Source organism: Streptomyces sp. NPDC029138 (genome assembly GCF_055564375.1).
This window is the reverse complement of record NZ_JBVHWM010000005.1, coordinates 150,976-174,705: the sequence shown is the minus strand read 5'-3', so window position 1 is coordinate 174,705 and position 23,730 is coordinate 150,976. Positions and strand designations below refer to the sequence as shown.

Below are 23,730 nucleotides of genomic sequence, written 5' to 3'. Positions count from 1 at the left end.
GGTGCCGTGGCGCACCCTGGAAGCAGCGATTTTCGGAGGTGGTCGTCATGATGCACACCCCTGTGGGATGGCACGTCGAGCTGGAGTTCATGGAGGACGATCAGCACACGCGCGCGGTGGCCCTGGTGCGCTTGCCCGACGGCTCCGAGGTGCGGGCCCACGGGCGGGCCAGCCGGCACAACGTCGACGCGAACCAGCCCCGGGTCGGCGAGGAGATCGCCGGTGCCCGTGCCCTCAACGAACTGGCCATGCAACTGCTGACCAAGGCCCACGAGGAGATCGACCAGGCGTCCGGGCGGACCTCGCACCCGATCCACGTATGACACGCGCCCGGCGTGCGCCGAGGGCGCGCGCGGCTCAGGCGAGCGCCGTGCGGACCGCTCGTACCAGCGCCTGCGCCCTCGGGTCCGCCGTCACGCTCTGCCGGAAGCCGTTGGTGACATAGCCGAAGGCGATGCCGGTCTCCGGGTCGGCGAAACCGAGCGCGCCGCCGCGTCCGGGATGGCCGAAGGAACCGGGGGAGAGCAGCGGGGACGCGGCGCCGTGCAGCATGTGGCCGAGGCCGAAGCGGGTGCCCACCACCAGGACCCGGTCCGGTCCGGCGGACCGCTCCGTGCGGGCCAGTTCCGTGGTCTCCGGGGTGAACAGCCGGATGCCGCCGTCGACTTCGCCGATGAGCGAGGCGTAGAAGCGGGCCAGTCCGTCGGCCGTGGCGATGCCGTTGGAGGCGGGCAGAGCGGCGGCGCGGTAGCCGGGGTCGTTCTCGTCGGGGAGCGGGGTGATCGCGGCGAACGCGCGGCGGGTCAGGGAGTCCGGGTCGGCGTAGGCCTCGGCCACCGCCCGCTTGGGGCGGGTCTTCAGGCCGCCCGCGGTCTCGGGCGCGTCCACCGGCCCGACGCGGCCCACGCGCGCCTGCTCCGATTCCGGCAGGCCGAGCCACAGGTCCGCGCCGACCGGCCCGGCGATCTCGTCCGCGATCCAGTCGCCGACCGGGCGGCCGGTGATCCGGCGGAGCAGTTCGCCGGTGAGCCAGCTGTAGGTCTGGGCGTGGTAGCCGTGGTCCGTGCCCGGCTCCCACACCGGCGCCTGAGCGGCGACGGCGGCGGCGCCCAGGTCGGGGTCGGCGGCCTCGGCCGGGGTCAGCGGGCGGTCCAGCACGGGCACGCCCGCGCGGTGCGCGAGCAGGTCCCGTACGCGCGTGTGCTCCTTGCCGGCCGCCTTGTACTCGGGCCAGTACGCGCCGACCGGGGCGTCCAGGTCCAGTTCGCCGCGCTGGTGCAGGAGCAGCAGCGCGGCGGCGGCGACGCCCTTGGTGGCGGAGCGCACGATCTGCGCGGTCCCGGGCTCCCAGGGGGCCGTTCCGTCCACGTCCCTGGTGCCGGCCCACAGGTCCACGACCCGGTGTCCGTCCCGGTACACGGCGACGGCCGCCCCGCGCTCGCCGAGCAGCGCGAAGTTCGCGGCGAACGCCTCCCTGACCGGCTCGAAGCCCTCGGCCACAGTGCCGTTCACGTCCACGTCCGCCGCCCCTTCCGCTCTTCTGTTTCCTGCGACGGTGGGTGCAACGTGGGGTGCGCGCCTGCGATTCCTCGGTGGGATCAGCCCAACAGAATCGTTACGTCGATGTTGCCGCGCGTCGCGTTCGAGTACGGGCACACGTCGTGCGCCGCGTCCACCAGCCGGGCCGCCACCTCCGCGTCCAGCACCGGCAGGGAGACGCTGAGGGCGACCGCGAGGCCGTAGCCGCGGTGCTTGTTCGGGCCGATGCCGACCTTGGCGGCCACGGTGGAGCCGGTCAGGTCGTAGCCCTCGCGGTTGCCGACGAGGATCAGCGCGTTGTGGAAGCAGGAGCTGTAGCCGGCCGCGAACAGCTGCTCCGGGTTGGTGCCGTCGCCGTCGCCGCCCAGCTCCGGAGGCATCGCCACCTTCAGCTTGATCCGGCCGTCATGGCTGGTGACATAGCCGTCCCGGCCGCCGTGGGCGGTGGCCTCGGCGACGTACATGATCTTCATCGGACGCGTGTCGGCAGCGGTGCCCTCGGTCATGGCCGGCCTCCCCCGGAACAAGTGGCGCGCAAGTGCATCGTGCACAAGGTACTGGCCAGTAGGGCAGGGTGGACCGGCAGGGGGTGCGCAACCGCGGGTAACGCGCGTTGAGTACCGGAAACGCGCGTTGAGTACCGGATCAGTACCGGTCCGCCGCCGCGTCGGCGCGCTCGGTGAGCCTCCACAACTCCTCGCGCAACCGCGCGATCTCCCGCGCGCCCAGCCCCGTGGTCGTGAGCAGCGCGCCGGGCACGCGCGCCGCGCGCTCCCTGAGTTCCTCGCCGCGCCCGGTGCACGCGACCAGCACCGAGCGCTCGTCGTCCGTCGCCCGCTCCCTGCGCACCAGACCCGCCCCCTCCAGCCGCTTCAGCAACGGCGAGACGGTGCCGTAGTCCAGCCGCAGGGCCCGCCCCAGCTCCTTGACGCTGGTCTCCCCGCGTTCCCACAGCACCAGCAGCACCAGATACTGCGGGTAGGTGAGCCCGAGGTCGTCCAGCAGCGGGCGGTACGCGGCGGTCACGGCCCGCTGGGCGGCGTACAGCGCGAAGCACAGCTGGTCGTCCAGCAGCAGCGAGCCGTCGACGGCCGGGTCCTCGTTCGTCACGCGCCCATTGTCACGGACTTCGGGTCGAAGCCGAACGGCAGCTCCAGCCGGTGCGCCCGCATCAGCTCCTCGTCGGACAGCAGCGCGGCCGTCGGGCCGTCCGCCGCGATCACCCCGTCGCTCAGGATCAGCGAGCGCGGGCAAAGCTCCAGGGCGTACGGCAGGTCGTGGGTGACCATGAGGACCGTGACGTCCAGGGAGCGCAGGATGTCGGCGAGTTCGCGGCGCGAGGCCGGGTCCAGATTCGAGGACGGTTCGTCCAGGACCAGGATCTCCGGCTCCATGGCGAGCACGGTGGCCACCGCGACCCGGCGGCGCTGCCCGAAGGACAGGTGGTGCGGCGGCCGGTCGGCGAACTCCCGCATCCCCACCCGCTCCAGCGCGGTGTGCACCCGCTCCTCCAGCGCGGCCCCCTTGATCCCGGCGGCGGCCGGCCCGAACGCCACGTCCTCCCGGACGGTCGGCATGAACAGCTGGTCGTCCGGGTCCTGGAAGACGATGCCGACCTTCTGCCGGATCGCGGCCATGTGCTGCCTGCCGACCGGCAGCCCGGCCACGGTCACCGTGCCGGTGCCGCCGCCCAGGATGCCGTTGAGGTGCAGCACCAGGGTCGTCTTGCCGGCGCCGTTCGGGCCGAGCAGGGCGACCCGCTCGCCGCGCGCGATCGAGAAGTCCACGCCGAACAGGGCCTGGTGTCCGTCGGGGTAGGCGAAGGCGAGGCCGGAGACCTCCAGAGAAGCAGTCACAGGAACCATCCCAGCAGACAGACGACGAGGGCGGCGCAGGGGAGTGCCAGGGCGTGCCGCCACTGGGCACCGGACGCGGTCACCTTGTCGATGACCGGCATGGAACCGGCGTACCCCCGGCTCACCATGGCGAGATGCACGCGCTCCCCGCGCTCGTAGGAGCGGATGAACAGCGCGCCGGCGGACTTGGCGAGCACACCCCAGTGCCGTACGCCCTTCGCCTCGAAGCCGCGCGACTCACGGGCGATCCGCATCCGGCGCATCTCGTCGGTGATGACGTCGCCGTAGCGGATCATGAAGGAGGCGATCTGCACGAGCAGCGGCGGCAGCTTCAGCCGTTGCAGCCCGAGCAGGAGTTCGCGCAGCTCGGTGGTGGCGGCCAGCAGCACGGAGGCGGCGACGCCGACGGTGCCCTTGGCGAGGACGTTCCAGGCGCCCCACAGCCCGTTCACGCTGAGCGAGAGTCCCAGCACGTGCACCCGCTCGCCCTCCGCCACGAACGGCATGAGCACGGCGAACGCGACGAACGGCACCTCGATCAGCAGTCGCCCGAGCAGGAAACGGGCGGGCACGCGCGCGTGGTACGCGACGGCCGCGAGCAGCCCGGCGTACACCGCGAACGCCCACATCGCCTCGCGCGGGGTCGACACGACGACCACCACGAACAGGAACGCGGCGGCAAGCTTGGTGTGCGGCGGCAGACCGTGCACGGGCGAGTGCCCGTGCCGGTAGAGCCGGTGCGCGTGTCCCGCCCCCATCAGACGCCGGTGTTCACGGGAGAGACGTCGTCGGCGCGTCGCCTGCGCAGCGCCCAGAACACCGTGCTGCCCGCGACGACCGTGACGCCGACGCCGATCACGCCCGCGAGGCCGCCGGACAGCCGGGCGTCGGAGACGTCCTTGACGCCGTAGTCGGCGAGCGGCGAGTCGGCCGTGGCGTGCTCCTTCGCCTTCTTGTCGATCCCCTTGTCGTGCGCGATCTTCTCCAGGCCGTCGGGGTTCGCGGAGGCGTAGAAGCTGACGAAGCCGGCGAGGACCAGGGAGGTGACGAGGCCGGTCACCCACAGCGTGCGGCGCGAGGTGCGCGCCGCCACGGGCGCGGTGGGGGCGGGAGCGTCCACCAGCGCGCCGTTCACGCGCAACTGGAGCCGCTGCCGCAGGCCGCGCGCGCCGTACACCAGGTCCGGGCGTACGGCGATGACCGCGCCGACCGTCAGCGCGGTGATGACCGCCTCGCCGACGCCGATCAGCACATGGACGCCGATCATGGCGGTCGCGACCTTGCCGATGGAGACGTCGGTGGTGCCGCCGACCGCGTAGATCAGTGTGAAGGCGACCGCGGCGGCCGGCACGGACACCAGCGCGGCGACGAAGGAGGCCACGGTCACCGAGCGCCGCTTGCGGGGCAGCACGGCGAGCAGGCCGCGGAAGACGGCGTAGGAGACGACCGTCGTGACGATCGCCATGTCGGTGATGTTCACGCCGAGCGCGGTCAGCCCGCCGTCGGCGAACAGCACGCCCTGCATGAGCAGCACGACCGATACGCACAGGACGGCTGTGTACGGGCCGACGAGTATCGCGGCCAGGGCTCCGCCCAGGAGGTGACCGCTGGTCCCGGCGGCGACCGGGAAGTTGAGCATCTGCACGGCGAAGATGAACGCCGCCACCAGTCCGGCCAGCGGGGCCATCCGCTCGTCGAGCTCGCGTCGGGCGCCGCGCAGGCTCACCGCGAGGGCGCCGGCGGCGACCACTCCGGTGACCGCGGAGGTCGGGGCGTCGATGAATCCGTCAGGTACATGCACCGTACGATTTTAGGCCCTTGTTGCGAACGCTTTGCAAGAGAGACGAAGTCTCGTCTCCCGCCGAGGCGCGTACCGGAAAATGTGCGACTCTGGAGGGAAAGCGGATGCACGGCTTTCGCATAGGTCACGGTGCGTGAGAGGGCGGTCCGATGTCTGTAGTCGAACAGTACGCGCGCGCTCATATCGTCACGGACGAGGAGGACCCCGGGGCCGTACCCGTCGTGCTGCGGTACGACCCCGACGCCGATCCCCGCTCGGTCCGCGTCGGGCTTCCCGGACCGCACGAGTGGACCTTCTCCCGCGCGCTCCTCGAACGGGGACTGCGGACGCCGGCCGAGAGCGGCGACGTCCGGGTGTGGCCCTGCGGGCGCGTCCAGGCGGTGGTCGAGTTCCACACCGACGACGGGGTCGAGGTGGTGCAGTTCGAGTCGAAGACGCTGGTGCGGTTCCTGCGGCGGACGTACACCGTCGAGCCCGTACGGAGCTGAGCCGTACGACGCCGGGCCCCGGGGAGCCGGTCAGCTCCCGAGCTTCAGCAGCTTCGCCACGATCGGGCCGGCCGTGTCACCGCCGTGCCCGCCCGCCTGGACCACGCCGGCCGCGGCGAGGTCGCCCCGGTAGGCGGTGAACCAGCCGTTCGGCTTCTTCTGCCCGTCGACCTCCGCCGAGCCGGTCTTCGCGCCGTAGTCCGGGCCGAGCCCCGACATCGCCTCGGCGGCGGTGCCGTACGCGGCCGTGTACCGCATCAGCTCGCGCAGCTGGGACAGCGTCTTGGACGACAGGGTGCGGGAGGCGGTGGCCAGCGTGCGGTGGTCCACGGACGGCGAGACCAGGTACGGCTGGTGGAAGGTGCCCGACTTCACGGTCGCCGCCACGGAGGCCATGTTCAGCGGGTTCATGCGCACCCCGCCCTGCCCGATCAGCGAGGCCGCCATCTGCGCCGCCGACTGCACCGGCACCGAGCCGTCGAAGGTGGGCACGCCGATCGCCCAGTTGTTCATGGACAGCCCGAAGACCTGCTGGGCCTGCTTGGTCAGGTCGTCGTTCTTCAGCTTCTTCGCCTGGCTGATGAAGGCGGTGTTGCAGGACCGGGCGAAGCTCGCCTTGAACGTGCCGCCCTTGATCTCGAAGTCGTCGTCGTTGTGGAACTTCCAGCCGCCGTAGGTGAACGTCTTCGGGCAGGGGTGCGGCTTGTCCACCGACGCCAGGCCCTTGTCGAGCAGCAGCGACGACGTGATGACCTTCATCGTGGAGCCGGGCGCGAGGGAGCCCTGGAAGGCGGTGTTGAAGCCGTGCCCGCTGTTGGCGACCGCGAGGATCTCACCGGTCGAGGGCCGCAGCGCGACCACCGAGGCACGCGCGCGCCCCGCGACCTGCTGCTCGGCGGCGGCCTGGAGGCTGGGGCTGAGCGTCGTCCGCACGGTGCCCGGAGTGCCCTTGCTCAGTTCCACCAGCGTCCTGTCGGAGAGCTTGGCCGCCTTGGCCGCCTTGCCGCGCACCACGCGCAGCTCGACGCCCGCCGTGCCGCCCGCCTCCTTGCCGTACTTCTCCCGCAGCCCGTCCAGCACCGTGCCGAGGGACGGGTACCTGGCGGCCGTGATCTCGCCGCCGTCGCGGTCCAGCGCCTTCACCGGCGGGGTGCCGGACTCGCCGGTCACGAGCGTGTCGCCGTCGCGCAGCTCCGGGTGGACCACGGCGGAGTGCCAGTCGACCAGCGGCTTGCCGTCGCCGGCCCGGCGTACGACGGTGAGCGAACTGCGGTACGTCAGCGGCTTGCTGAGGCCCCGGTAGGCCACCGTGGCCTTCACGGAGAACGGCACCTCGGCGCCCTTCGCCGTCCCCGGCGTGAGCGTGACGTCCTTCAGGTGGGCGTCCTTGGTGTAGCCGGTGAGCAGTTTCCCGGCGGCGGCCGGGTCGTCGGTGGCGTCCGCCGCCCGGTCGGTCCTGCCCTGCTGCCAGGCGGTCAGGAAACGGGTGGAGGCCGTGCGGATCTCGGTCGCGGTGAGCGGGCCCGTCTTGACGGTGCTGTTGCCGGCCGTGGCGGACCGCTCGTCGGCCGCGGCCCCGCCGTACAGCGCGTAGACGCCGAACCCGGCACCGCCGACCACCACGGCGATCATCCCGCCGAGCACGGCGGGTCGGGTCTTCCGTCGCTCGGCGACGCGCCTTCTCTTGCCCACAGCCTCAGTTCCTCCGCACCTTTCCCAGGGTCCCCGCAGCCCTCACATTCCCCAACGACGGCAATCACCTTAAAGTCCCCGTCTGCCCGGGTGACGTCAGCCCGCGTTCCGTAGCACGCTTGCGACAATCGGTCCGGCGGCGTCGATGCCGTGCCCGCCGTCCTGGACCATGGCCGCTGCGGCGACGTCGTCGCGGTAACCGGCGAACCAGCTGTCCGACCTGGCTGCCCCGTCGACCTCCGCCGAGCCGGTCTTCGCGCCGATGTCCCCGCTCATCCCGGCCATCACACCGGCCGCGGTGCCGCTGCGCGCGGTGCGGTTCATCATGGCGCGCAGCTGCTGGACCGTGCCCGACGACAGCCCGCGCGCGCGTGCCGGTTCGCGGTCGTCCAGCTTCAGCGGCACGATCAGGGGCTGGCGGAAGGTGCCGGTCTTCGCGGTGGCCGTCACGGACGCCATGTTCAGCGGGCTCATCTGGACCTGGCCCTGGCCGATCAGGTTGGCCGCGGTGTCCGGGCCGCCGGAGGCGGGGACCCTGCCGTCGAACGTGGGCACGCCGACCTGCCAGTTGTTCCGTCCGAGCCCGAACCGCTCCTCCGCCTCCCGGGTGAGGGAGTCGACCTTCACCTCGTCCGCGAACTTCACGAACGCCGTGTTGCAGGAGCGGGCGAAGCTGTCGGCGAGGGTGGCGTGCTCGTCGGGCGCCAGCCCCTTGAGGTTCTGGAAGGTCTGGCTCTGCCAGACGGCCGACGGCGGGCAGGGCGCCGGTCCGCCGGCCGAGGTCAGCCCGTTGTCGATGAGGGTCGCCGCGCTGATGATCTTCATGGTGGAGCCGGGGGCGCGTTCGCCGAGGAGGGCCGCGTCGAAGCCGTCGTTGCGGTTGTTGGCGACGGCGAGTATCTCGCCGGTGCTCGGCTTGACGGCCACGACGGAGGAGTCGGGGTACTTCTGCACGGCCTTCTCGGCCGCAGCCTGGGCGCTCGCGCTGAGCGTGGTGGGGAGCTTGCCGGGCTTGCCCTTGGCCAGGGTGAGCAGCGGGGTGTCCGCGGCCTGGCTGCCGTCCGCCGCCGCCTGATGACGGATCACGAGTTCCACCCCGGCCCGGCCGCCGGTCTTGTCGCCGTACCGTCTGCGCAGCTCGTCCAGGATCGGACCGAGGGACGGGTACGTCACCCGGGTGAGCACCTTGCCGTCGCGGTCCACGGCCTCGATCTCGGGGGCCGCCGCATCGCCGGTGGTGAGGGTGTCCCCCTTGCGCAGGCGCGGGTGGACGACGGTGGGCTGCCAGTCGACCAGCGCGCGGTGGGAGGTCTCGCCGCGTACGACGGTCAGCTCGCTGCGGTACGCGAGCGGCCGGGACACGCCGGCGTACGACACCGTCGCCTTCACCGTGAACGGCACCGTGTCGCCGGTGGCGCGGCCGGGCGTGATGCGCACCTTGCCGATGTGCGCGGTGCCGCCGTAGGCCGACAGCAACTCCTGGGCCGCCTCCGGGTAGTTCGTGTACGATGCCGCGGTCGCCGCGTCGCCCTTCTCCCAGGCGGTGAAGAAGGCGCCGGTCGTCTCCTTCACCTCGGAGCCGCTGGGCGGACCGGTCCGCACGGCCGCCGAGCCCCCCGGGCCGTCGTCGCCGTTCAGCGCGGACGCGACGTTGTAGAGCCCGTACCCGGCACCGCCGAGCAGCGTGACACACACGCCGCCGACGACGGCCGCCTTGACCCCGTTGCGCATGGCGCGCATCCCCTCCCGTTCAGCCTGTTGAACGCGTTCAAAACAGGTCTCGGGAGCACTGTAAGCGGTTGCGCCGCCGCTGTGACGGGAGTTGCCGAAACCGTGACTCAGACCCAGGTGTCCAGCCACATCCGCGACCGCCACGAGTCGATCGGGATGGCCTGGCCGGTGTACAGGGGCCAGAAGTAGATGAAGTTCCAGGTGATCAGGAGGACCAGGACGCCCGCCGCCGTCGCGCCGATCACGCGGCGGGTGTCGGTGGAGCCCCGGGGGCCGACGATCGCGCCGATCATCATCGCCACCGCCAGACACAGGAACGGCAGGAAGACGACCGCGTAGAAGAGGAAGATCGTCCGCTCCTGGTAGTGGAACCAGGGCAGGTACCCCGCCGCGATGCCGCAGGCGATGGCGCCGGCCCGCCAGTCGCGGCGGAACGCCCAGCGCCACAGCACGTAGAGGATCGCGAAGCAGGCCGCCCACCACAGCAGCGGCGTGCCGAGCGCCAGGACCTCCCGGGCGCACTTCTGGCCCGCGTCCACCGGGCAGCCGTCGGCGCCGGGGGAGGGCGACTCGTAGAAGTACGACACCGGGCGGCCCAGCACGATCCAGCTCCACGGGTTGGACTGGTACGTGTGCGGCTGGTCGAGGTGGACGTGGAAGTTGTACACCTCGTGCTCGTAGTGCCACAGGCTGCGCAGCCAGTCCGGCAGGAAGGACCAGGTGCCGCCCTTGCCGTCGGTGGCCGCCCAGTTGCGGTAGTAGCCGCCCGTGCCGTCGGCCGGGGAGAGGATCCACCCGGTCCAGGAGGCCAGGTAGACCACCAGCGCCACCGGGATCGTCGCCACGAAGGCGGCACCGGTGTCGTACTTGAGGACGGCGAGGTACGGGTGACGGGCGCCCGCCACCTTGCGGGTGCCGACGTCCCACAGGACCGTCATCACGCAGAACGCGGCCAGGACGTACAGCCCGTTCCACTTCGTGCCCACGGCCAGGCCCAGCATCACCCCGGCCCCCCAGCGCCACGGCCGCCACCCGAAGCGGAAGGCGTCGGCGACCCGCTCGTCCGGCCGTACCCGCCCGTCCGGCCCGGCCGGCAGCGCGGCGGCCAGTCTCTCCCTGGCCCGGTCCCGGTCGACGACCAGACAGCCGAACGCGGCCACCACGAAGAACATCAGCACGCCGTCGAGCAGCGAGGTCCGGCTCATCACGAAGTGCAGGCCGTCCACCGCCATCAGCGCGCCCGCCAGACAGCCCAGGAACGTCGAGCGGAACATCCGGCGGCCGATCCGGCACAGCAGCAGGACGGAGAGCGTGCCCAGCAGCGCCGTCATGAACCGCCAGCCGAACGGGTCGAACCCGAAGACCAGCTCGCCCAGGCCGATGACGTACTTGCCGACCGGCGGGTGCACCACGTACGCGGGGTCCGTCGGGATCGTCAGATGCCCGTTCTGCTGGAGGACCATGTCGTTGGCGTTCTTGCCGTACCGGTCCCAGCTGACCTCGAAGCCGCGGTGGACGAGTGCCCACGCGTCCTTCGCGTAGTACGTCTCGTCGAATATCACCGCGCGGGGGCTGCCCAGGTTCCAGAACCGCATGACGCCCGCCATCAGCGTCACCAGCAGCGGCCCGCCCCAGCCCGACCAGCGCGTGAGCCGCTCGGCGAGCACCGGCGGCACGCCGAGCGCCCGCCACAGCCGGGGGCTCGGCTCGGCGTACGGCGGCACCAGCCGGTCGCGTACGTCGCCCGCGGGCGCGTCCGTGGCCGGCGCGTACCCGAATCGGCGCAGCCGCCGCTGCCACGACGGCCGGCGGTCGTGCGGTGCCTGGTCCTGCCGGAGGTCCATGGAGGACGCGGTACTGGTCACCGCGCCATCGTAGGGAAACGTCCTGTGGGAGTCCCGTGCATGTGCGGTACCGGTCGGGACACGGTCGGTTTCGTCCCGCTCACGGGTGCCCGGTTCTCCGGGGAGGAGGCCCCGGATCTCCTGGGAGGATGGGGGTGTGACTGGAACCCTTGTCCTGGCAGGTACCCCCATCGGCGACATCGCGGACGCGCCGCCCCGGCTCGCCGAGGAGCTGGCCGGCGCCGACGTGGTCGCCGCCGAGGACACCCGGCGGCTGCGCCGGCTCACCCAGGCGCTGGGCGTCACCCCCAAGGGCCGCGTGGTGTCGTACTTCGAGGGCAACGAGTCCGCCCGGACCCCGGAACTGGTCCAGGAGCTGCTCGGCGGCGCGCGCGTGCTGCTGGTGACCGACGCCGGCATGCCCTCCGTGTCCGACCCCGGCTACCGGCTGGTCGCCGCCGCCGTGGAGCAGGACATCCGGGTGACCGCCGTGCCGGGCCCGTCCGCCGTGCTCACCGCGCTCGCCCTGTCCGGGCTGCCCGTCGACCGCTTCTGCTTCGAGGGCTTCCTGCCCCGCAAGGCCGGCGAACGGCTGTCCCGGCTGCGCGAGGTCGCCGGTGAGCGGCGCACCCTCGTCTACTTCGAGGCCCCGCACCGGCTCGACGACACCCTCGCCGCCATGGCCGAGGTCTTCGGCGCGGACCGGCGGGCCGCCGTCTGCCGGGAGCTGACCAAGACGTACGAGGAGGTCCGGCGCGGTCCGCTGGCCGAGCTGGCGCGGTGGGCCGCGGAGGGCGTGCGCGGCGAGATCACCGTCGTGGTCGAGGGCGCGCCCGAGACCGGGCCCGAGGAACTCGACGCCGAGGAGCTGGTGCGCCGGGTCCGGGTCCGGGAGGAGGCCGGCGAGCGCCGCAAGGAGGCCATCGCGGCGGTGGCGGCGGAGGCGGGACTGCCGAAGAGGGTCGTGTTCGACGCGGTGGTGGCGGCGAAGCGCTCCGCTGGGTGAGGCGGGTTGTCGCGCAGCTCCTCGCGCCCCCTCCGGGCGCCTCCGTGCGCCCCATGAGGGGGCAAAAGGCTGGCGTCGATGGCAAAGCACAGCCGCCTCATTCGCGACCGTTTGGCAAGCGATGTCCAAATCGCCTCCAACACTCGACAGGCCGGCTGCATTCGCGCCGGTGGAGGCGTCCACTGGTCGAAGGGACGCACCCGTCCAGAGGGACGCACCCGTCCGACAGGGAGCTGGCATGAGTGACATAGCAGGGCGGACCGGCCTCCGTGCCACAGCCACAGCCGTCGTTCACGAGTCGTACTCGTTCGCCTGCATGCGCTGCGGGCACGGCTGGGAGCAGTCGTACGAGATAGAGCACCACATGAACGCCCAGGGGGAGGAGTTCGTGCTGTACGTGGCCGACGGCCGGGTCGTGCCGTCGCCGCTGAGCCGGCCGTACTGCCAGAACTGCGACGGCCATGTCGTGCGGATCATGCGCGCGGGCCAGGTCTCCGCGGTGCGCGGCCCGGCCGAGCGGCAGCACCACCGCGTGCCGCAGGCGGGCCCGGTCGAGACACCGCAGGTGCCCGCGCAGGCCGCACAGGCCGTACCGGCCAGGGCGCCGCACCACTGGCACCTGTCCGATCTCCTGCACCCGTTCCAGCGCAAGGCCAGCTGAGCGGATCGCCGGCCGCCGGGGGCATGCCCCTTCCGTAGGATCGGAGCATGCCTTCGAACGCCGGTCACAGCCCCAAGGACGCCGACAAGAACGCGGCACCGCCGCTGCCCCAGCCCTTGGCGGTGCCCGTCGCCGACTCCCACACCCACCTCGACATGCAGTCCGGCACGGTCGAGGAGGGCCTGGCGAAGGCCGCGTCGGTGGGCGTCACGACGGTCGTCCAGGTCGGCTGCGACCTCAAGGGCTCGCGGTGGGCCGCCGAGACCGCGGCGGCGTACGAGAACGTCCACGCCACCGTCGCCCTCCACCCCAACGAGGCGCCGCGCATCGTCCACGGCGACCCGGACGGGTGGTCGAGGCAGGGCGCCCGGGAGCCCGGCGGCGACGCGGCGCTGGACGAGGCCCTCGCCGAGATCGACCGGCTGGCCGGGCTGCCGCAGGTGAAGGGCGTCGGCGAGACGGGCCTGGACCACTTCCGCACCGGCCCCGAGGGCAAGGCCGCCCAGGAGCGGTCCTTCCGCGCCCACATCGAGATCGCCAAGCGGCACGGCAAGGCGCTCGTCATCCACGACCGCGACGCCCACGCCGACGTCCTGCGGGTCCTGAAGGAGGAGGGCGCCCCCGAGCGCACCGTCTTCCACTGCTACTCCGGCGACGCCGGGATGGCCGAGATCTGCGCCCGCGAGGGCTACTTCATGTCCTTCGCCGGCAACGTCACCTTCAAGAACGCCCAGAACCTGCGGGACGCCCTCGCCGTCGCCCCGCTGGAGCTGGTCCTCGTGGAGACCGACGCGCCGTTCCTCACCCCGGCGCCGTACCGCGGACGGCCCAACGCCCCCTATCTCGTTCCGGTCACGGTCCGCGCGATGGCCGCCGTGCGCGGGATCGACGAGGACGCGCTGGCGACGGCTCTCGCCGCGAACACGGCCCGTGCCTTCGGCTACTGACGGCCCGTTCGGACTGCTGACCATCCGTGCGGGCGCCGACCGCCCGTTCGAGACGCGACAGTCCGTAGTCGAGTCGCTTTGGAGAGTGACCAACGCTCCGCTAGGTTCTGGGGGCCCGATCCGGACCCCTCAGGCCCCTGGAGCGTGTCGGCGTGAGCACGTCGCAGTACGAGACGTACGACCCCTACGGCCATGACGCCTCCGTCCACACCGCGGAGACGCTGCCGTACGGCATCCGTGAGGACACCTACCGGCCCGCCTACGAGGCCGAGGCGTACTTCGTCACCGAGTCGGCACCGCCGCTGCCCCGGCAGACGACGAGCGCGCCCGCTCCCGGAACGCAGGGTCAAGAGACGCCGGCTCAGGAGACGCTGGTTCTCGAGGCCGAGGCGTCCGAGGAGGCCGACGGGCGGGCCGTGCGCCGGCGCAGGGCCCGCTACGGCGAGCGCCCGGACTCCGCCGTGCGCCGCCTGCTGCCGCAGGCGCTGGTCGTGGCCTTCCTGGCCGGCGGCACCACCGCCTTCGTCGCCAACGACAAGGCGGTCGAGCTGAGCGTCGACGGCAGGCAGCGCAGCCTGCACACGTTCGCCGACGACGTGAGCGAACTGCTCGTCGAGGAGGGCGTGCGCGTGGGGACGCACGACATGATCGCGCCCGCCCCCGGCACGGCGCTCGCCAGCGGCGACGCGGTCGCGGTGCGGTACGGGCGCCCCGTGCGGCTCACGCTGGACGGCCGGCGGCGCGAGGTGTGGACGACGGCGCGCACGGTGGAGGGCGCGCTGGACGAGCTGGGGGTGCGCGCCGAGGGCGCCTATCTGTCGACCTCGCGCTCCCAGCGCATCGGACGCGCCGGGCTCGCGCTCGACGTGCGCACCGAACGCGCGGTCACCGTCCTGGCGGACGGCCGGACCCGCACCATCCGCACCAACGCGGCCACCGTCCGAGAAGCGGTCGAGGAGGCCGGGATCACGCTGCGCGGCCAGGACACCACGTCCGTGCCGCCGGACAGCTTCCCGCGCGACGGGCAGACGGTGACCGTGCTGCGGGTGAGCAGCACCCGGGAGATCCACGAGGAGCAGATCCCGTTCGCGGTCGAGCGGACCGCCGACCCCACGCTCTTCCAGGGCACCGAGGTCATCGCGCGGCCCGGGCAGCCCGGGCTGCGCAGGACCACCTACTACGTGCGCACCGTCAACGGGGTACGGCAGAAGCCGCGCCCCGAGACGTCGGAGGTCGTACGCACCCCGCGCGCACAGGTGATCAAGGTGGGCACCAAGCCCCGGCCGCCCTCCGTACGGGACGCCGACCGTCTGAACTGGCAAGCGCTCGCCGTCTGCGAGTCCGGCGGCCGGCCCCACGCGGTCGACCCCTCGGGGACGTACGGCGGGCTGTACCAGTTCGACGCCCGCACCTGGCACAGCCTCGGCGGCAAGGGCCGCCCCCAGGACGCCTCGGCGGAGGAACAGACGTACCGGGCGAAGAAGCTGTACATCCGGCGGGGGGCGAGTCCCTGGCCGCATTGCGGGGCCAGGTTGCGGGGGTAGCCGGTGGGGGCGGGGCAGCGGGGCTGAGTCTTCGGGTGCGGGCGCGTCCTGGCTGATCGCGCAGTTCCCCGCGCCCCTTCGGGGCGCCGGCGGGAACCCCGCCCGGCCGGCCGCGGCGCGGGGCACCTGGCAACCCGGGCCAGTACGGCCCCGTACCCTTGTCCCGTGAGCAGCCCCACCCCCGACTCCCTCCTCGGCCCCGCCGACATCCGCGAACTCGCGGCAGCGCTCGGTGTCCGCCCCACCAAACAGCGCGGCCAGAACTTCGTGATCGACGCCAACACGGTCCGCCGTATCGTCCGTACCGCCGAGGTCCGCCCCGAGGACGTGGTCGTCGAGGTCGGCCCGGGGCTCGGCTCGCTCACCCTCGCGCTGCTGGAGACCGCCGACCGCGTCACCGCCGTGGAGATCGACGACGTCCTCGCCGCCGCCCTCCCGGCCACCATCGCCGCGCGCATGCCGGACCGCGCCGACCGCTTCGCGCTGGTCCACTCCGACGCGATGCACGTCACCGAGCTGCCCGGCCCCGCGCCGACGGCCCTGGTGGCGAACCTGCCGTACAACGTCGCCGTCCCCGTGCTGCTGCACATGCTCGACACCTTCCCCAGCATCGAGCGGACGCTGGTCATGGTGCAGTCCGAGGTCGCCGACCGGCTCGCCGCCGCGCCCGGCAACAAGGTCTACGGCGTACCGTCCGTGAAGGCCAACTGGTACGCCGACGTGAAGCGGGCCGGGGCCATCGGCCGCAACGTCTTCTGGCCCGCGCCCAACGTCGACAGCGGCCTCGTCTCGCTCGTCCGGCGGACCGAGCCGATCAAGACCACCGCCACCAAGAACGAGGTCTTCGCGGTGATCGACGCGGCCTTCGCCCAGCGTCGCAAGACCCTGCGGGCGGCGCTCGCCGGCTGGGCCGGGTCCGCGGCGGCGGCCGAGGCGGCCCTGGTCGCGGCCGGGGTCTCGCCGCAGGCGCGCGGCGAGTCGCTGACCGTCGAGGAGTTCGCGCGGATCGCGGAGGCCGCGTCACCGCTGGGGGCGACCCCCGCACCCCCGAACGAGGAGAGCGGCGAGTGAGCGTCACGGTCCGGGTCCCCGCCAAGGTCAACGTCCAGCTCGCGGTGGGCGCCGCCCGCCCCGACGGGTTCCACGACCTGGCCAACGTCTTCCTCGCCGTCGGGCTGTACGACGAGGTCACCGTCACGCCGGCCGACGAGCTGCGCGTCACCTGCGAGGGCCCGGACGCCGGCCAGGTCCCCCTGGACCGCACCAACCTCGCCGCGCGCGCGGCCCTCGCCCTCGCCGCGCGCCGGGGCATCGACCCGCACGTCCACCTCCACATCGCCAAGGACATCCCGGTTGCCGGCGGCATGGCGGGCGGCAGCGCGGACGGCGCGGGCGCGCTGCTCGCCTGCGACAGGCTGTGGGGTACGGGTGCGTCGCGGGCGGAACTCCTCGCCATCTGCGCCGAACTGGGCAGTGACGTGCCGTTCAGCCTGGTCGGCGGGGCGGCGCTCGGGGTCGGGCGGGGCGAGCGGCTGACCGTCCTGGAGGTCGGCGGCACCTTCCACTGGGTGTTCGCGATGGCCGAGCGGGGCCTGTCGACACCGGCGGTGTTCCGCGAGTTCGACCGGCTGGCCGAGGGGCGGGAGATCCCGGAGCCGGTGGCGTCGGCGGAGCTGCTGGAGGCGCTGGCGAAGGGGGACGTGGAGGGGCTGGCGGCGGCGGTCTCGAACGATCTTCAGCCCGCGGCGCTGTCCCTGTTCCCCGAGCTGGCGGACACGCTGGAAGCGGGGCGCGGGGCGGGTGCGCTCGCCGCGCTGGTCTCCGGTTCCGGCCCTACGACGGCGTTCCTCGCGCGGGATGCCGAGTCGGCGGAGAAGGTGGCCGAGGCGCTGAGGGCGTCGGGGACGTGCAGGGCGGTGCGGGTGGCGGCGGGGCCGGTGGCGGGGGCGACGGTTCTCTGAGGGGGGTCAGTACTGGTCGATGGCGGTCAGGTCGATGTCGATGTCGAAGGGCACGCCGACCTTGACGTGGTCGTGGTAGATGCCGGTCAGCGCATAGGTGCCGGTGGCGTCGCCGCGTTCGTACACCTGGACCACAGGGTGGTCGTCCTGGCCCGCCATCTCGACCAGCCAGAAGTGGGGGATGCCTGCTACGGCGTACTTGTGCGGCTTGTACTCACGGTCGCGGGCCTCGGAGTCCGGCGACACAACCTCGACGGCCAACAGCACATCGGCCACCTCGAAACGGGTCTGACGCTGACCGGTGAAGGCTTCTTTGCGGACCACGGAGATGTCCGGCCCCGGACCGTTACGCCGGTCCAGTACCACCGTCATCTCACACGCGACCTTCAAGCCGGACGGCACGGTGCTGCGCAGTCCGTTCGCCAGCAGATGGATCGCGGCGTAGTGGAAGTGGCGCTGCGGACTCACGAAAACCAGGCTCCCGTCGATCAGCTCGGTGTGCGGCGGGAGATCCGGCAGCGTGAGCAGGTCGTCCACGGTGTAGCCGTCCTGCGGTGGCACCGGCCACTGGACTCGGTGCTTTACGGACTCGGCGGTCATGGTTCCTCCCATGGACGGGATCCTGCTGCCTGCCCTCCACGGTAGCGGCCCGTTCCCGATCACGTCATCACAAAGAGTGACAAGCCCCTCGCGCTCCGCCCCCCACCCCGAGGCCCTACGCTAGAAGGCTGACCCCCGCGGCGGAGCCGCACGTCGAAACAGCCGCGCGCACAGGAGTGAAATGGCCGTCAACCTGGTCAATGTCGAGAACGTCAGCAAGGTGTACGGCACCCGTGCCCTGCTGGACGGCGTCTCGCTCGGCGTGTCGGAAGGGGACCGGATCGGGGTCGTCGGACGCAACGGCGACGGCAAGACCACCCTCATCCGCATGCTCGCCAAGCTGGAGGAGGCGGACACCGGACGGGTGACGCACTCCGGCGGGCTGCGGATCGGCGTGCTCACGCAGCACGACTCCCTCGACCCCGAGGCCACCGTGCGTCACGAGGTCATCGGCGACATGGCCGACCACGAGTGGGCCGGGAACGCCAAGGTCAGGGACGTACTGACCGGGCTGTTCGGCGGGCTGGACCTGCCGGGCTTCCCGAAGGGGCTGGACACCGTCATCGGCCCGCTGTCCGGTGGCGAGCGGCGCCGGATCGCGCTCGCCAAGCTGCTCATCGAGGAGCAGGACCTGCTCGTCCTGGACGAGCCCACCAACCACCTGGACGTCGAGGGCATCGCCTGGCTCGCGGAGCACCTGCGGAACCGGCGCTCGGCGCTGGTGTGCGTGACGCACGACCGGTGGTTCCTGGACCAGGTGTGCACGCGCATGTGGGACGTGCAGCGCGGTGACGTGTACGAGTACGAGGGCGGCTACTCCGACTACGTCTTCGCCCGTGCCGAGCGCGAGCGGATCGCCGCGACCGAGGAGGCCAAGCGGCAGAACCTCATCAGGAAGGAGCTGGCGTGGCTGCGGCGGGGCGCCCCCGCGCGTACCTCCAAGCCGCGCTTCCGCGTGGAGGCCGCCAACGAGCTGATCGCGGACGTGCCGCCGCCCCGGGACAGCAGCGAGCTGATGAAGTTCGCCTCCTCCCGGCTCGGCAGGACCGTCTTCGACCTGGAGGACGTCACCGTGCAGGCCGGGCCGAAGGTGCTGCTCAAGCACGTCACCTGGCAGCTCGGCCCGGGCGACCGGATCGGTCTGGTCGGGGTCAACGGCGCCGGGAAGACCTCGCTGCTGCGCGCCATGGCGGCCGCTGCCCGCAGCGGGGGCGAGGAGCAGCCGGCGGGCGGCCGGATCGCCGTCGGCCGGACCGTCAAGCTCGCCTATCTCTCCCAGGAGGTCGCCGAACTCGACCCGACCTGGCGGGTGCTGGAGGCCGTGCAGCGGGTCCGGGAGCGCGTCGACCTCGGCAAGGGGCGCGAGATGACGGCCGGGCAGCTGTGCGAGACGTTCGGCTTCACCAAGGAGAAGCAGTGGACGCCGGTCGGGGATCTCTCCGGTGGTGAGCGGCGGCGGCTCCAGCTGCTGCGGCTCCTCATGGACGAGCCCAACGTCCTCTTCCTGGACGAGCCCACCAACGACCTCGACATCGAGACCCTCACCCAGCTGGAGGACGTCCTCGACGGCTGGCCCGGCTCGATGATCGTCATCTCCCACGACCGGTTCTTCGTGGAGCGGACGACGGACCGGGTCTTCGCCCTTCTCGGCGACGGCACGCTGCGGATGCTGCCGCGCGGCATCGACGAGTACCTGGAGCGGCGGCAGCGGATGGAGGAGGCGGTGGCCGCGCAGGTCGCCGCCGCGGCGCCCAAGCCGGTCACGCAGGAGCGGAGCGCGGCCGACCAGCGTGCCGCGAAGAAGGAACTCCAGAAGATCGAGCGCCAGTTGGACAGGATCTCCGAGAAGGAGTCCAAGCTGCACGCCCAGATCGCCGACAACGCCACCGACTTCGGGAAGGTCGCCGAACTCGACGCCCAGTTGCGGGATCTCGCCGGGGAGCGCGAGGAACTGGAGCTGCGCTGGCTGGAACTGGCGGAGGACGCCTGATCGCTCACGCCCGCTCACGGAGGGGGCGCGTGCGCCGCGTGAAGGGGGAGTGAAGGCGCGTAACGGCGGCATCACGGGCCGGTCGTCCCTTGGGAACAGGGGAGGGCACGGCCCCGTGTTCTGTCTGTACCGGGTGATAGAAAGAGCCGTCTGAGAACTGTCTGAGAACGAACGACCTTGAGTCCGTCACGAACCTCAGGGCGTGGCTAAAAATCAGTGAACGAGGGGGAAGAGCGCTGATGACTCAGCCGCCCAACCAGCCGCCGCAGGGCGGATTCGGACCGCCGCAGGACCAGCCGTCGGGGGCCCAGCCTCCGCAGGCGGGCGGTTTCGGCCCGGCCCCGCAGACGCCACCGGCCCAGGGCGGTTTCGGTGCCGCTCCCCAGAACCCGCCGGCCCAGGGCGGTTTCGGTGCGCCCCAGCCGCCCGCCGGGCCTCCGCAGCAGCCCCCGCAGCCCCCGCCGGGTTACGGCTATCCGCAGCAGCCACCGCAGCCGGGCCCGTACGGCTCCGCCCCCGGTCCCTACGGCTACCCGCAGCAGCCCGGTCCGTACGGCGCCCCGCAGCCCGGCTACGGCCACCCGCAGCAGCCGCCGTACCCGGGCATGCCCGGCGCCGCGCCCGGCGGGTCCTTCGACGGCAAGCCGGCCTCCCGGAAGAAGACGGCGCTGATCATCGGCGCCGCGGTGGCCGCGCTGCTCGTCATCGGCGGCACGGTGTTCGCGGTCACCGGCGGCGACAGCGACGGCGGCAGGAAGAAGCCGGTCGCCCAGCAGAGCGACGACCCCAAGAACTCCGCCACCGCCCCGCCGACGACGTCCGGCGGCGGTGAGGACCCGGAGAACCTCAACAAGGGCCGTCAGCCCGGCGAGGCGAAGGTGCTCTGGTACAAGCCGGCGCCGGACGCCCCGGCCTCCGGCGCCGACGCGCCCGGCATGTGGATCACCGGCGACACGGCGGTGAAGGCGGCGTACAAGCAGGTCTTCGCCTTCCGCACCGGCGACGGCGGCACCGCCTGGGGGCCGCTCGCCCTCCCGCAGAAGATCTGCGCGGTCACCCCGCAGAAGTCGGCCGACGACAAGGTCGTCGTGGCGTACATGAACGGCGGCGGCGACCGCGCCAAGTGCAACCAGCTCCAGCAGCTCGACCTGCGCACCGGCGAGAAGGGCTGGAGCACCGAGGTCGCCGACGGCGGCCTGTTCGACAGCGCGCTCACCGTCGAACTGACGGTGAGCGGCAAGACGTTGATGGTGGGCCGTTCGCAGTCGGGCACGGCGTACGACATCGACAGCGGCAAGAAGCTGTACGACAAGAAGAAGTACGGCGCGGCCTGCTTCCCGGCCGCCTTCGCCGGTGGCACCGGCCGGCTGGTCCAGGTGGCCTCCTGCGGCGCCGGCACCGCCAAGGAGCACGAGGAGATCCAGGAACTCGACCCGGCCACCGGCAAGGTGCGCTGGACCCAGACGGTCAAGAAGGGCTGGGAGGTCACCCGGACGTACTCGGTCGACCCGCTCGTGGTCTACCTGACCAACCGGGACAAGAAGACCTGGAACATCTCCACGTTCACCAAGGACGGCAAGTTCCGCTCGGAGGTGAAGGTGAACGAGAAGTTCGCCCCCCGCTGCGGCTGGGCCGTCCTCGAACGCGAGTTGCAGGGCTGCCAGGGCGTCGCGGTCGACGCCGACATGCTCTATCTGCCCACCGACTCCACCATCAGCGCCAACGAGATCGTCGCGATCAGCCTCTCCGACGGCAAGGCGAAGTGGCGGGTCAAGTCCCCGGTGGACCAGCCGATGGCGCCGGTGAAGGTCGAGGGCGGCAAGCTCATCGCGTATGTGCAGCCGTCGTACGACGCGGGCGGCCAGGTGGTGTCGGTGCCGGTCGCCGGCTCCTCCCACAAGACGACCAGGCTCCTCCAGAACCCGCAGGGCGCCGCCGAGGTCGAGGACACCTTCTACGACGGGGTCGTCGACTGGACCGGCGGGCGGTTCTTCATCTCCTCGGGCCGGCTGTCCGGCGACGACGACTCGAAGGAGAAGCTCATGATGGCCTTCGGCAACTGAGCCCGGCGCACCGCCCCGGCCGGCCCCCGGGCCGGCCGCAGCCCGTCCTTCCCGAGTCCCCTCCGCCGTACGGCCTTCCGAGCGTCACCGAGGTACCCGCGCCATGACCCAGCCGCCCCCGCCGCCACCGAACCAGCCGCCGAACCAGCCCCCGCAGCCACCGGCTCAGCCCCCGCAGCCTCCGCAGCAGCCGCAACCGGGCTACGGCTATCCGCCGGTCCCGCCCCCGCAGCCGCCGCAGCCCGGCTACGGCTACCCCGGCGCGCAGCCGAACCCGTACGCCCAGCAGCCCCCGGCCCCCACCGCCCCGCAGCCCCTCGGCCACGGCGCCCAGCCGCAGAACCCCTACGCCCAGCCCCAGCCCACGCAGCCCATGCAGGGCATGCAGCCGGGATACGGCTATCCGGGCCAGGGGCAGCCGCCGACCGTGCCGATGGCGCCCCAGCCCGGGTCGGGCGGCGGGCGGAACAACACCGTGCTGTTCATCGTCGTCGCGGCGGTCGTCGCCATCGCGCTGATCGTCGGCGGCGGCATCTGGTACGCCAAGTCCTCCGGGGACGACGGCAAGCAGCACGACACCGCGTCCTCCAGCGGCGGCACCGGCGGCTCCGACGACAAGGGCTCCGGGGGCACGAGCGGCGGTGGCGGCAAGGAGAAGCCGCCGGCCGACCCGGCCTCCCGGCTGCTGTTCGGGGTGCCGCTGCCCAAGGCGGACGACACGGTCAGCATCGCGGGCTCATGGCTGACGGACACGGTGTACGCCAAGAGCGGCATCGCGCGGATCGTCGGCTACGACCCGGTGAAGGGCACCGAGCTGTGGACGGTCAAGCTGCCCGGCCCGGTCTGCGCGGCCAGCAAGCATGTCGACGAGGACGGCCGGACGGCGATCGCCTTCCAGCCGAGGATGCCGGAGAAGGGCTCCTCCGCGGGGTGCAGTCAGATCGCCGGGATCGACCTCACCGCGGGGAAGAAGCTGTGGACGAAGTCGATCAAGTCCGGTGACTACCCGATCACGTTCTCCAATGTGACGGTCGCTCAGCACACCGTCGCCGTCGGCGGCTCCGACGGCGGTGCCGCGTTCGACATCGAGTCCGGCAAGACGCTGTGGCAGCCGAAGCCGGACGACACCTGCTACGACGAGGGGTACGGCGGCGGTACCAGGCTGGTCGCGGTGCGCAAGTGCGGCGAGTACGACGACCCGCAGCTGAACATCCAGACCATCGACCCGGTCAGCGGCAAGGTGATCTCCGAGTACAAGATGCCGGACGGCGTCGCGTACGCGTCCGTCGTCTCCACCGACCCGCTGGTGGCCGCCGCCGACGTCGGCCAGAGCGCGGGCGACGGCAGCGGTGTCTCGGACTACTTCTCCATCGACGACAAGACCGGCAAGCTGCTCGCCCGCATCCCCGCGCCCGGCGACACCTACGGGGGCCGCTGCGACGGCACCACCCGCATCGAGGACTGCCGGCAGGTCGTGGCCGGCAACGGCAGGCTGTACCTGATGACCGAGGCGCACGACGGCAAGGGCGAGTACACCAGGACCAACGAGATCGTCGCCTTCGACCTGAAGACCGGCAAGCCGACCGGTCAGCGCGCCGAGGCCGGCGACGGCTACACCCTCTCCCCGCTGCGCAAGGACGGCGGCAATCTGCTCGCCTACAACGCGCCGCCGTACAACAAGGGCGGCCAGGTCCTCAGCATCGACGGCGGCTCCTTCAAGGTGACCAAGCTGCTGGAGAACCCCTCCACCAAGAGCGTGCGGGACTCCGAGGTCAACCTGCTGCCGGAGTACGCGGAACTCCGCTTCGGCAAGGGCCGGTTGTACATGTCGGCCGTGTTCGCCAAGGAGCGGGACATGTCGTCGTACAGCAAGGAGTACCTGGTGATGGCGTTCGGCACGGACGGCTGACCCGCCGGCCTCACCCGAATGAGTGACTTGCCGAGAAGTGCCCCGGATTTCATCGATCCGGGGCACTTCTCATGAAGAGGGGCAGCGCGACGTCGAAC

Annotated in this window: 21 protein-coding genes; 11 read left to right on the top strand and 10 right to left on the bottom strand. The window is 72.1% G+C overall.

Annotation, left to right across the window (positions count from 1 at the left end; genetic code table 11):
* Positions 1–47: 47 nt before the first annotated feature.
* The gene (locus ACZ4WH_RS07795) at positions 48–323 is read left to right on the top strand and encodes a DUF1876 domain-containing protein (RefSeq protein ID WP_468177696.1); all 276 of its coding nucleotides are present in this window, start codon (positions 48–50) and stop codon (positions 321–323) included.
* A 34-nt stretch (positions 324–357) separates the two neighbouring features.
* Here ACZ4WH_RS07795 and ACZ4WH_RS07790 read toward each other — a convergent pair whose 3' ends face one another.
* From ACZ4WH_RS07790 to ACZ4WH_RS07765, 6 genes are all read right to left on the bottom strand, one after another.
* On the bottom strand, positions 358–1,518 hold the full coding sequence (locus ACZ4WH_RS07790; protein WP_468177694.1) for a serine hydrolase domain-containing protein: 1,161 nt from the start codon (positions 1,516–1,518) through the stop codon (positions 358–360).
* A gap of 80 nt (positions 1,519–1,598) precedes the next feature.
* Positions 1,599–2,045 carry an organic hydroperoxide resistance protein gene (locus ACZ4WH_RS07785; protein ID WP_468177692.1) on the bottom strand — a complete coding sequence of 149 codons (447 nt, stop codon included), beginning with the start codon at positions 2,043–2,045 and terminating at the stop codon, positions 1,599–1,601.
* A 139-nt stretch (positions 2,046–2,184) separates the two neighbouring features.
* Positions 2,185–2,649, bottom strand: coding sequence for a MarR family winged helix-turn-helix transcriptional regulator (locus tag ACZ4WH_RS07780; protein ID WP_468177690.1), 465 nt, complete (start codon positions 2,647–2,649; stop codon positions 2,185–2,187).
* The gene (locus tag ACZ4WH_RS07775; protein ID WP_468177688.1) at positions 2,646–3,404 is read right to left on the bottom strand and encodes an energy-coupling factor ABC transporter ATP-binding protein; all 759 of its coding nucleotides are present in this window, start codon (positions 3,402–3,404) and stop codon (positions 2,646–2,648) included. Before ACZ4WH_RS07775 ends, ACZ4WH_RS07780 begins: the two co-directional genes overlap by 4 nt.
* Positions 3,392–4,153, bottom strand: coding sequence for a cobalt ECF transporter T component CbiQ (gene cbiQ, locus ACZ4WH_RS07770; protein WP_468177686.1), 762 nt, complete (start codon positions 4,151–4,153; stop codon positions 3,392–3,394). Before cbiQ ends, ACZ4WH_RS07775 begins: the two co-directional genes overlap by 13 nt.
* Positions 4,153–5,196 (bottom strand): energy-coupling factor ABC transporter permease, encoded by a 1,044-nt coding sequence (locus ACZ4WH_RS07765; RefSeq protein ID WP_468177684.1) that lies wholly within the window; start codon positions 5,194–5,196, stop codon positions 4,153–4,155. The genes cbiQ and ACZ4WH_RS07765 overlap by 1 nt, the downstream gene beginning before the upstream one ends.
* A 149-nt stretch (positions 5,197–5,345) precedes the next feature.
* Between ACZ4WH_RS07765 and ACZ4WH_RS07760 the strand changes: the two genes are divergently transcribed.
* On the top strand, positions 5,346–5,684 hold the full coding sequence (locus tag ACZ4WH_RS07760) for an SsgA family sporulation/cell division regulator (protein WP_468177682.1): 339 nt from the start codon (positions 5,346–5,348) through the stop codon (positions 5,682–5,684).
* A gap of 30 nt (positions 5,685–5,714) precedes the next feature.
* On the opposite strand, the gene ACZ4WH_RS07755 is transcribed toward ACZ4WH_RS07760, so the two are convergent.
* The 3 genes from ACZ4WH_RS07755 to ACZ4WH_RS07745 form a co-directional block, all read right to left on the bottom strand.
* Positions 5,715–7,376 (bottom strand): penicillin-binding transpeptidase domain-containing protein, encoded by a 1,662-nt coding sequence (locus tag ACZ4WH_RS07755; protein WP_468177680.1) that lies wholly within the window; start codon positions 7,374–7,376, stop codon positions 5,715–5,717.
* 96 nt (positions 7,377–7,472) lie between these two features.
* Complete coding sequence (locus tag ACZ4WH_RS07750; RefSeq protein WP_468177678.1) at positions 7,473–9,107, bottom strand: penicillin-binding transpeptidase domain-containing protein; 1,635 nt, start codon at positions 9,105–9,107, stop codon at positions 7,473–7,475.
* Between the two features lie 107 nt (positions 9,108–9,214).
* A complete protein-coding gene (locus ACZ4WH_RS07745) occupies positions 9,215–10,972 on the bottom strand; it encodes a dolichyl-phosphate-mannose--protein mannosyltransferase (protein ID WP_468177676.1) in 1,758 nt (585 codons plus the stop codon).
* A gap of 136 nt (positions 10,973–11,108) precedes the next feature.
* Here ACZ4WH_RS07745 and rsmI point away from each other — a divergent pair, with 136 nt between their 5' ends.
* The 6 genes from rsmI to ACZ4WH_RS07715 all read left to right on the top strand — a co-directional run bounded on the left by rsmI (position 11,109) and on the right by ACZ4WH_RS07715 (position 17,070).
* A complete protein-coding gene (gene rsmI / locus ACZ4WH_RS07740) occupies positions 11,109–11,957 on the top strand; it encodes a 16S rRNA (cytidine(1402)-2'-O)-methyltransferase (RefSeq protein WP_468177674.1) in 849 nt (282 codons plus the stop codon).
* 238 nt (positions 11,958–12,195) lie between these two features.
* Entirely contained in the window at positions 12,196–12,618 is a 423-nt protein-coding gene (locus ACZ4WH_RS07735) for a hypothetical protein (RefSeq protein ID WP_468177672.1), read from the top strand.
* 47 nt (positions 12,619–12,665) lie between these two features.
* On the top strand, positions 12,666–13,565 hold the full coding sequence (locus ACZ4WH_RS07730) for a TatD family hydrolase (protein WP_468177670.1): 900 nt from the start codon (positions 12,666–12,668) through the stop codon (positions 13,563–13,565).
* Positions 13,566–13,717: 152 nt separating this feature from the next.
* Entirely contained in the window at positions 13,718–15,109 is a 1,392-nt protein-coding gene (locus ACZ4WH_RS07725) for a ubiquitin-like domain-containing protein (protein ID WP_468177668.1), read from the top strand.
* A 165-nt stretch (positions 15,110–15,274) separates the two neighbouring features.
* The gene (gene rsmA / locus ACZ4WH_RS07720) at positions 15,275–16,180 is read left to right on the top strand and encodes a 16S rRNA (adenine(1518)-N(6)/adenine(1519)-N(6))-dimethyltransferase RsmA (RefSeq protein ID WP_468177666.1); all 906 of its coding nucleotides are present in this window, start codon (positions 15,275–15,277) and stop codon (positions 16,178–16,180) included.
* Entirely contained in the window at positions 16,177–17,070 is an 894-nt protein-coding gene (locus tag ACZ4WH_RS07715; protein ID WP_468177664.1) for a 4-(cytidine 5'-diphospho)-2-C-methyl-D-erythritol kinase, read from the top strand. Before rsmA ends, ACZ4WH_RS07715 begins: the two co-directional genes overlap by 4 nt.
* A gap of 6 nt (positions 17,071–17,076) precedes the next feature.
* Here the strand turns inward: ACZ4WH_RS07715 and ACZ4WH_RS07710 are convergent, their stop codons facing one another.
* Positions 17,077–17,670 (bottom strand): Uma2 family endonuclease, encoded by a 594-nt coding sequence (locus ACZ4WH_RS07710; protein WP_468177871.1) that lies wholly within the window; start codon positions 17,668–17,670, stop codon positions 17,077–17,079.
* Positions 17,671–17,851: 181 nt separating this feature from the next.
* On the opposite strand from ACZ4WH_RS07710, the gene ACZ4WH_RS07705 reads away from it, so the two are divergent.
* From ACZ4WH_RS07705 to ACZ4WH_RS07695, 3 genes are all read left to right on the top strand, one after another.
* Positions 17,852–19,660, top strand: coding sequence for an ABC-F family ATP-binding cassette domain-containing protein (locus ACZ4WH_RS07705; RefSeq protein ID WP_468177662.1), 1,809 nt, complete (start codon positions 17,852–17,854; stop codon positions 19,658–19,660).
* 239 nt (positions 19,661–19,899) lie between these two features.
* On the top strand, positions 19,900–21,723 hold the full coding sequence (locus tag ACZ4WH_RS07700; protein ID WP_468177660.1) for an outer membrane protein assembly factor BamB family protein: 1,824 nt from the start codon (positions 19,900–19,902) through the stop codon (positions 21,721–21,723).
* Between the two features lie 103 nt (positions 21,724–21,826).
* Positions 21,827–23,632, top strand: coding sequence for an outer membrane protein assembly factor BamB family protein (locus ACZ4WH_RS07695; RefSeq protein WP_468177658.1), 1,806 nt, complete (start codon positions 21,827–21,829; stop codon positions 23,630–23,632).
* The last annotated feature ends 98 nt before the right edge of the window (positions 23,633–23,730 follow it).

Bases quoted from the DNA above. Each gene is read 5' to 3' on its own strand.
- ACZ4WH_RS07775 (WP_468177688.1), bottom strand. From the start codon at position 3,404: ATGGTTCCTGTGACTGCTTCTCTGGAGGTCTCCGGCCTCGCCTTCGCC.
- ACZ4WH_RS07760 (WP_468177682.1), top strand. From the start codon at position 5,346: ATGTCTGTAGTCGAACAGTACGCGCGCGCTCATATCGTCACGGACGAG.
- ACZ4WH_RS07710 (WP_468177871.1), bottom strand. From the start codon at position 17,670: ATGACCGCCGAGTCCGTAAAGCACCGAGTCCAGTGGCCGGTGCCACCG.
- ACZ4WH_RS07795 (WP_468177696.1), top strand. From the start codon at position 48: ATGATGCACACCCCTGTGGGATGGCACGTCGAGCTGGAGTTCATGGAG.
- ACZ4WH_RS07730 (WP_468177670.1), top strand. From the start codon at position 12,666: ATGCCTTCGAACGCCGGTCACAGCCCCAAGGACGCCGACAAGAACGCG.
- ACZ4WH_RS07705 (WP_468177662.1), top strand. From the start codon at position 17,852: ATGGCCGTCAACCTGGTCAATGTCGAGAACGTCAGCAAGGTGTACGGC.
- cbiQ (WP_468177686.1), bottom strand. From the start codon at position 4,153: ATGGGGGCGGGACACGCGCACCGGCTCTACCGGCACGGGCACTCGCCC.
- ACZ4WH_RS07785 (WP_468177692.1), bottom strand. From the start codon at position 2,045: ATGACCGAGGGCACCGCTGCCGACACGCGTCCGATGAAGATCATGTAC.
- ACZ4WH_RS07700 (WP_468177660.1), top strand. From the start codon at position 19,900: ATGACTCAGCCGCCCAACCAGCCGCCGCAGGGCGGATTCGGACCGCCG.
- ACZ4WH_RS07695 (WP_468177658.1), top strand. From the start codon at position 21,827: ATGACCCAGCCGCCCCCGCCGCCACCGAACCAGCCGCCGAACCAGCCC.
- ACZ4WH_RS07735 (WP_468177672.1), top strand. From the start codon at position 12,196: ATGAGTGACATAGCAGGGCGGACCGGCCTCCGTGCCACAGCCACAGCC.
- ACZ4WH_RS07750 (WP_468177678.1), bottom strand. From the start codon at position 9,107: ATGCGCAACGGGGTCAAGGCGGCCGTCGTCGGCGGCGTGTGTGTCACG.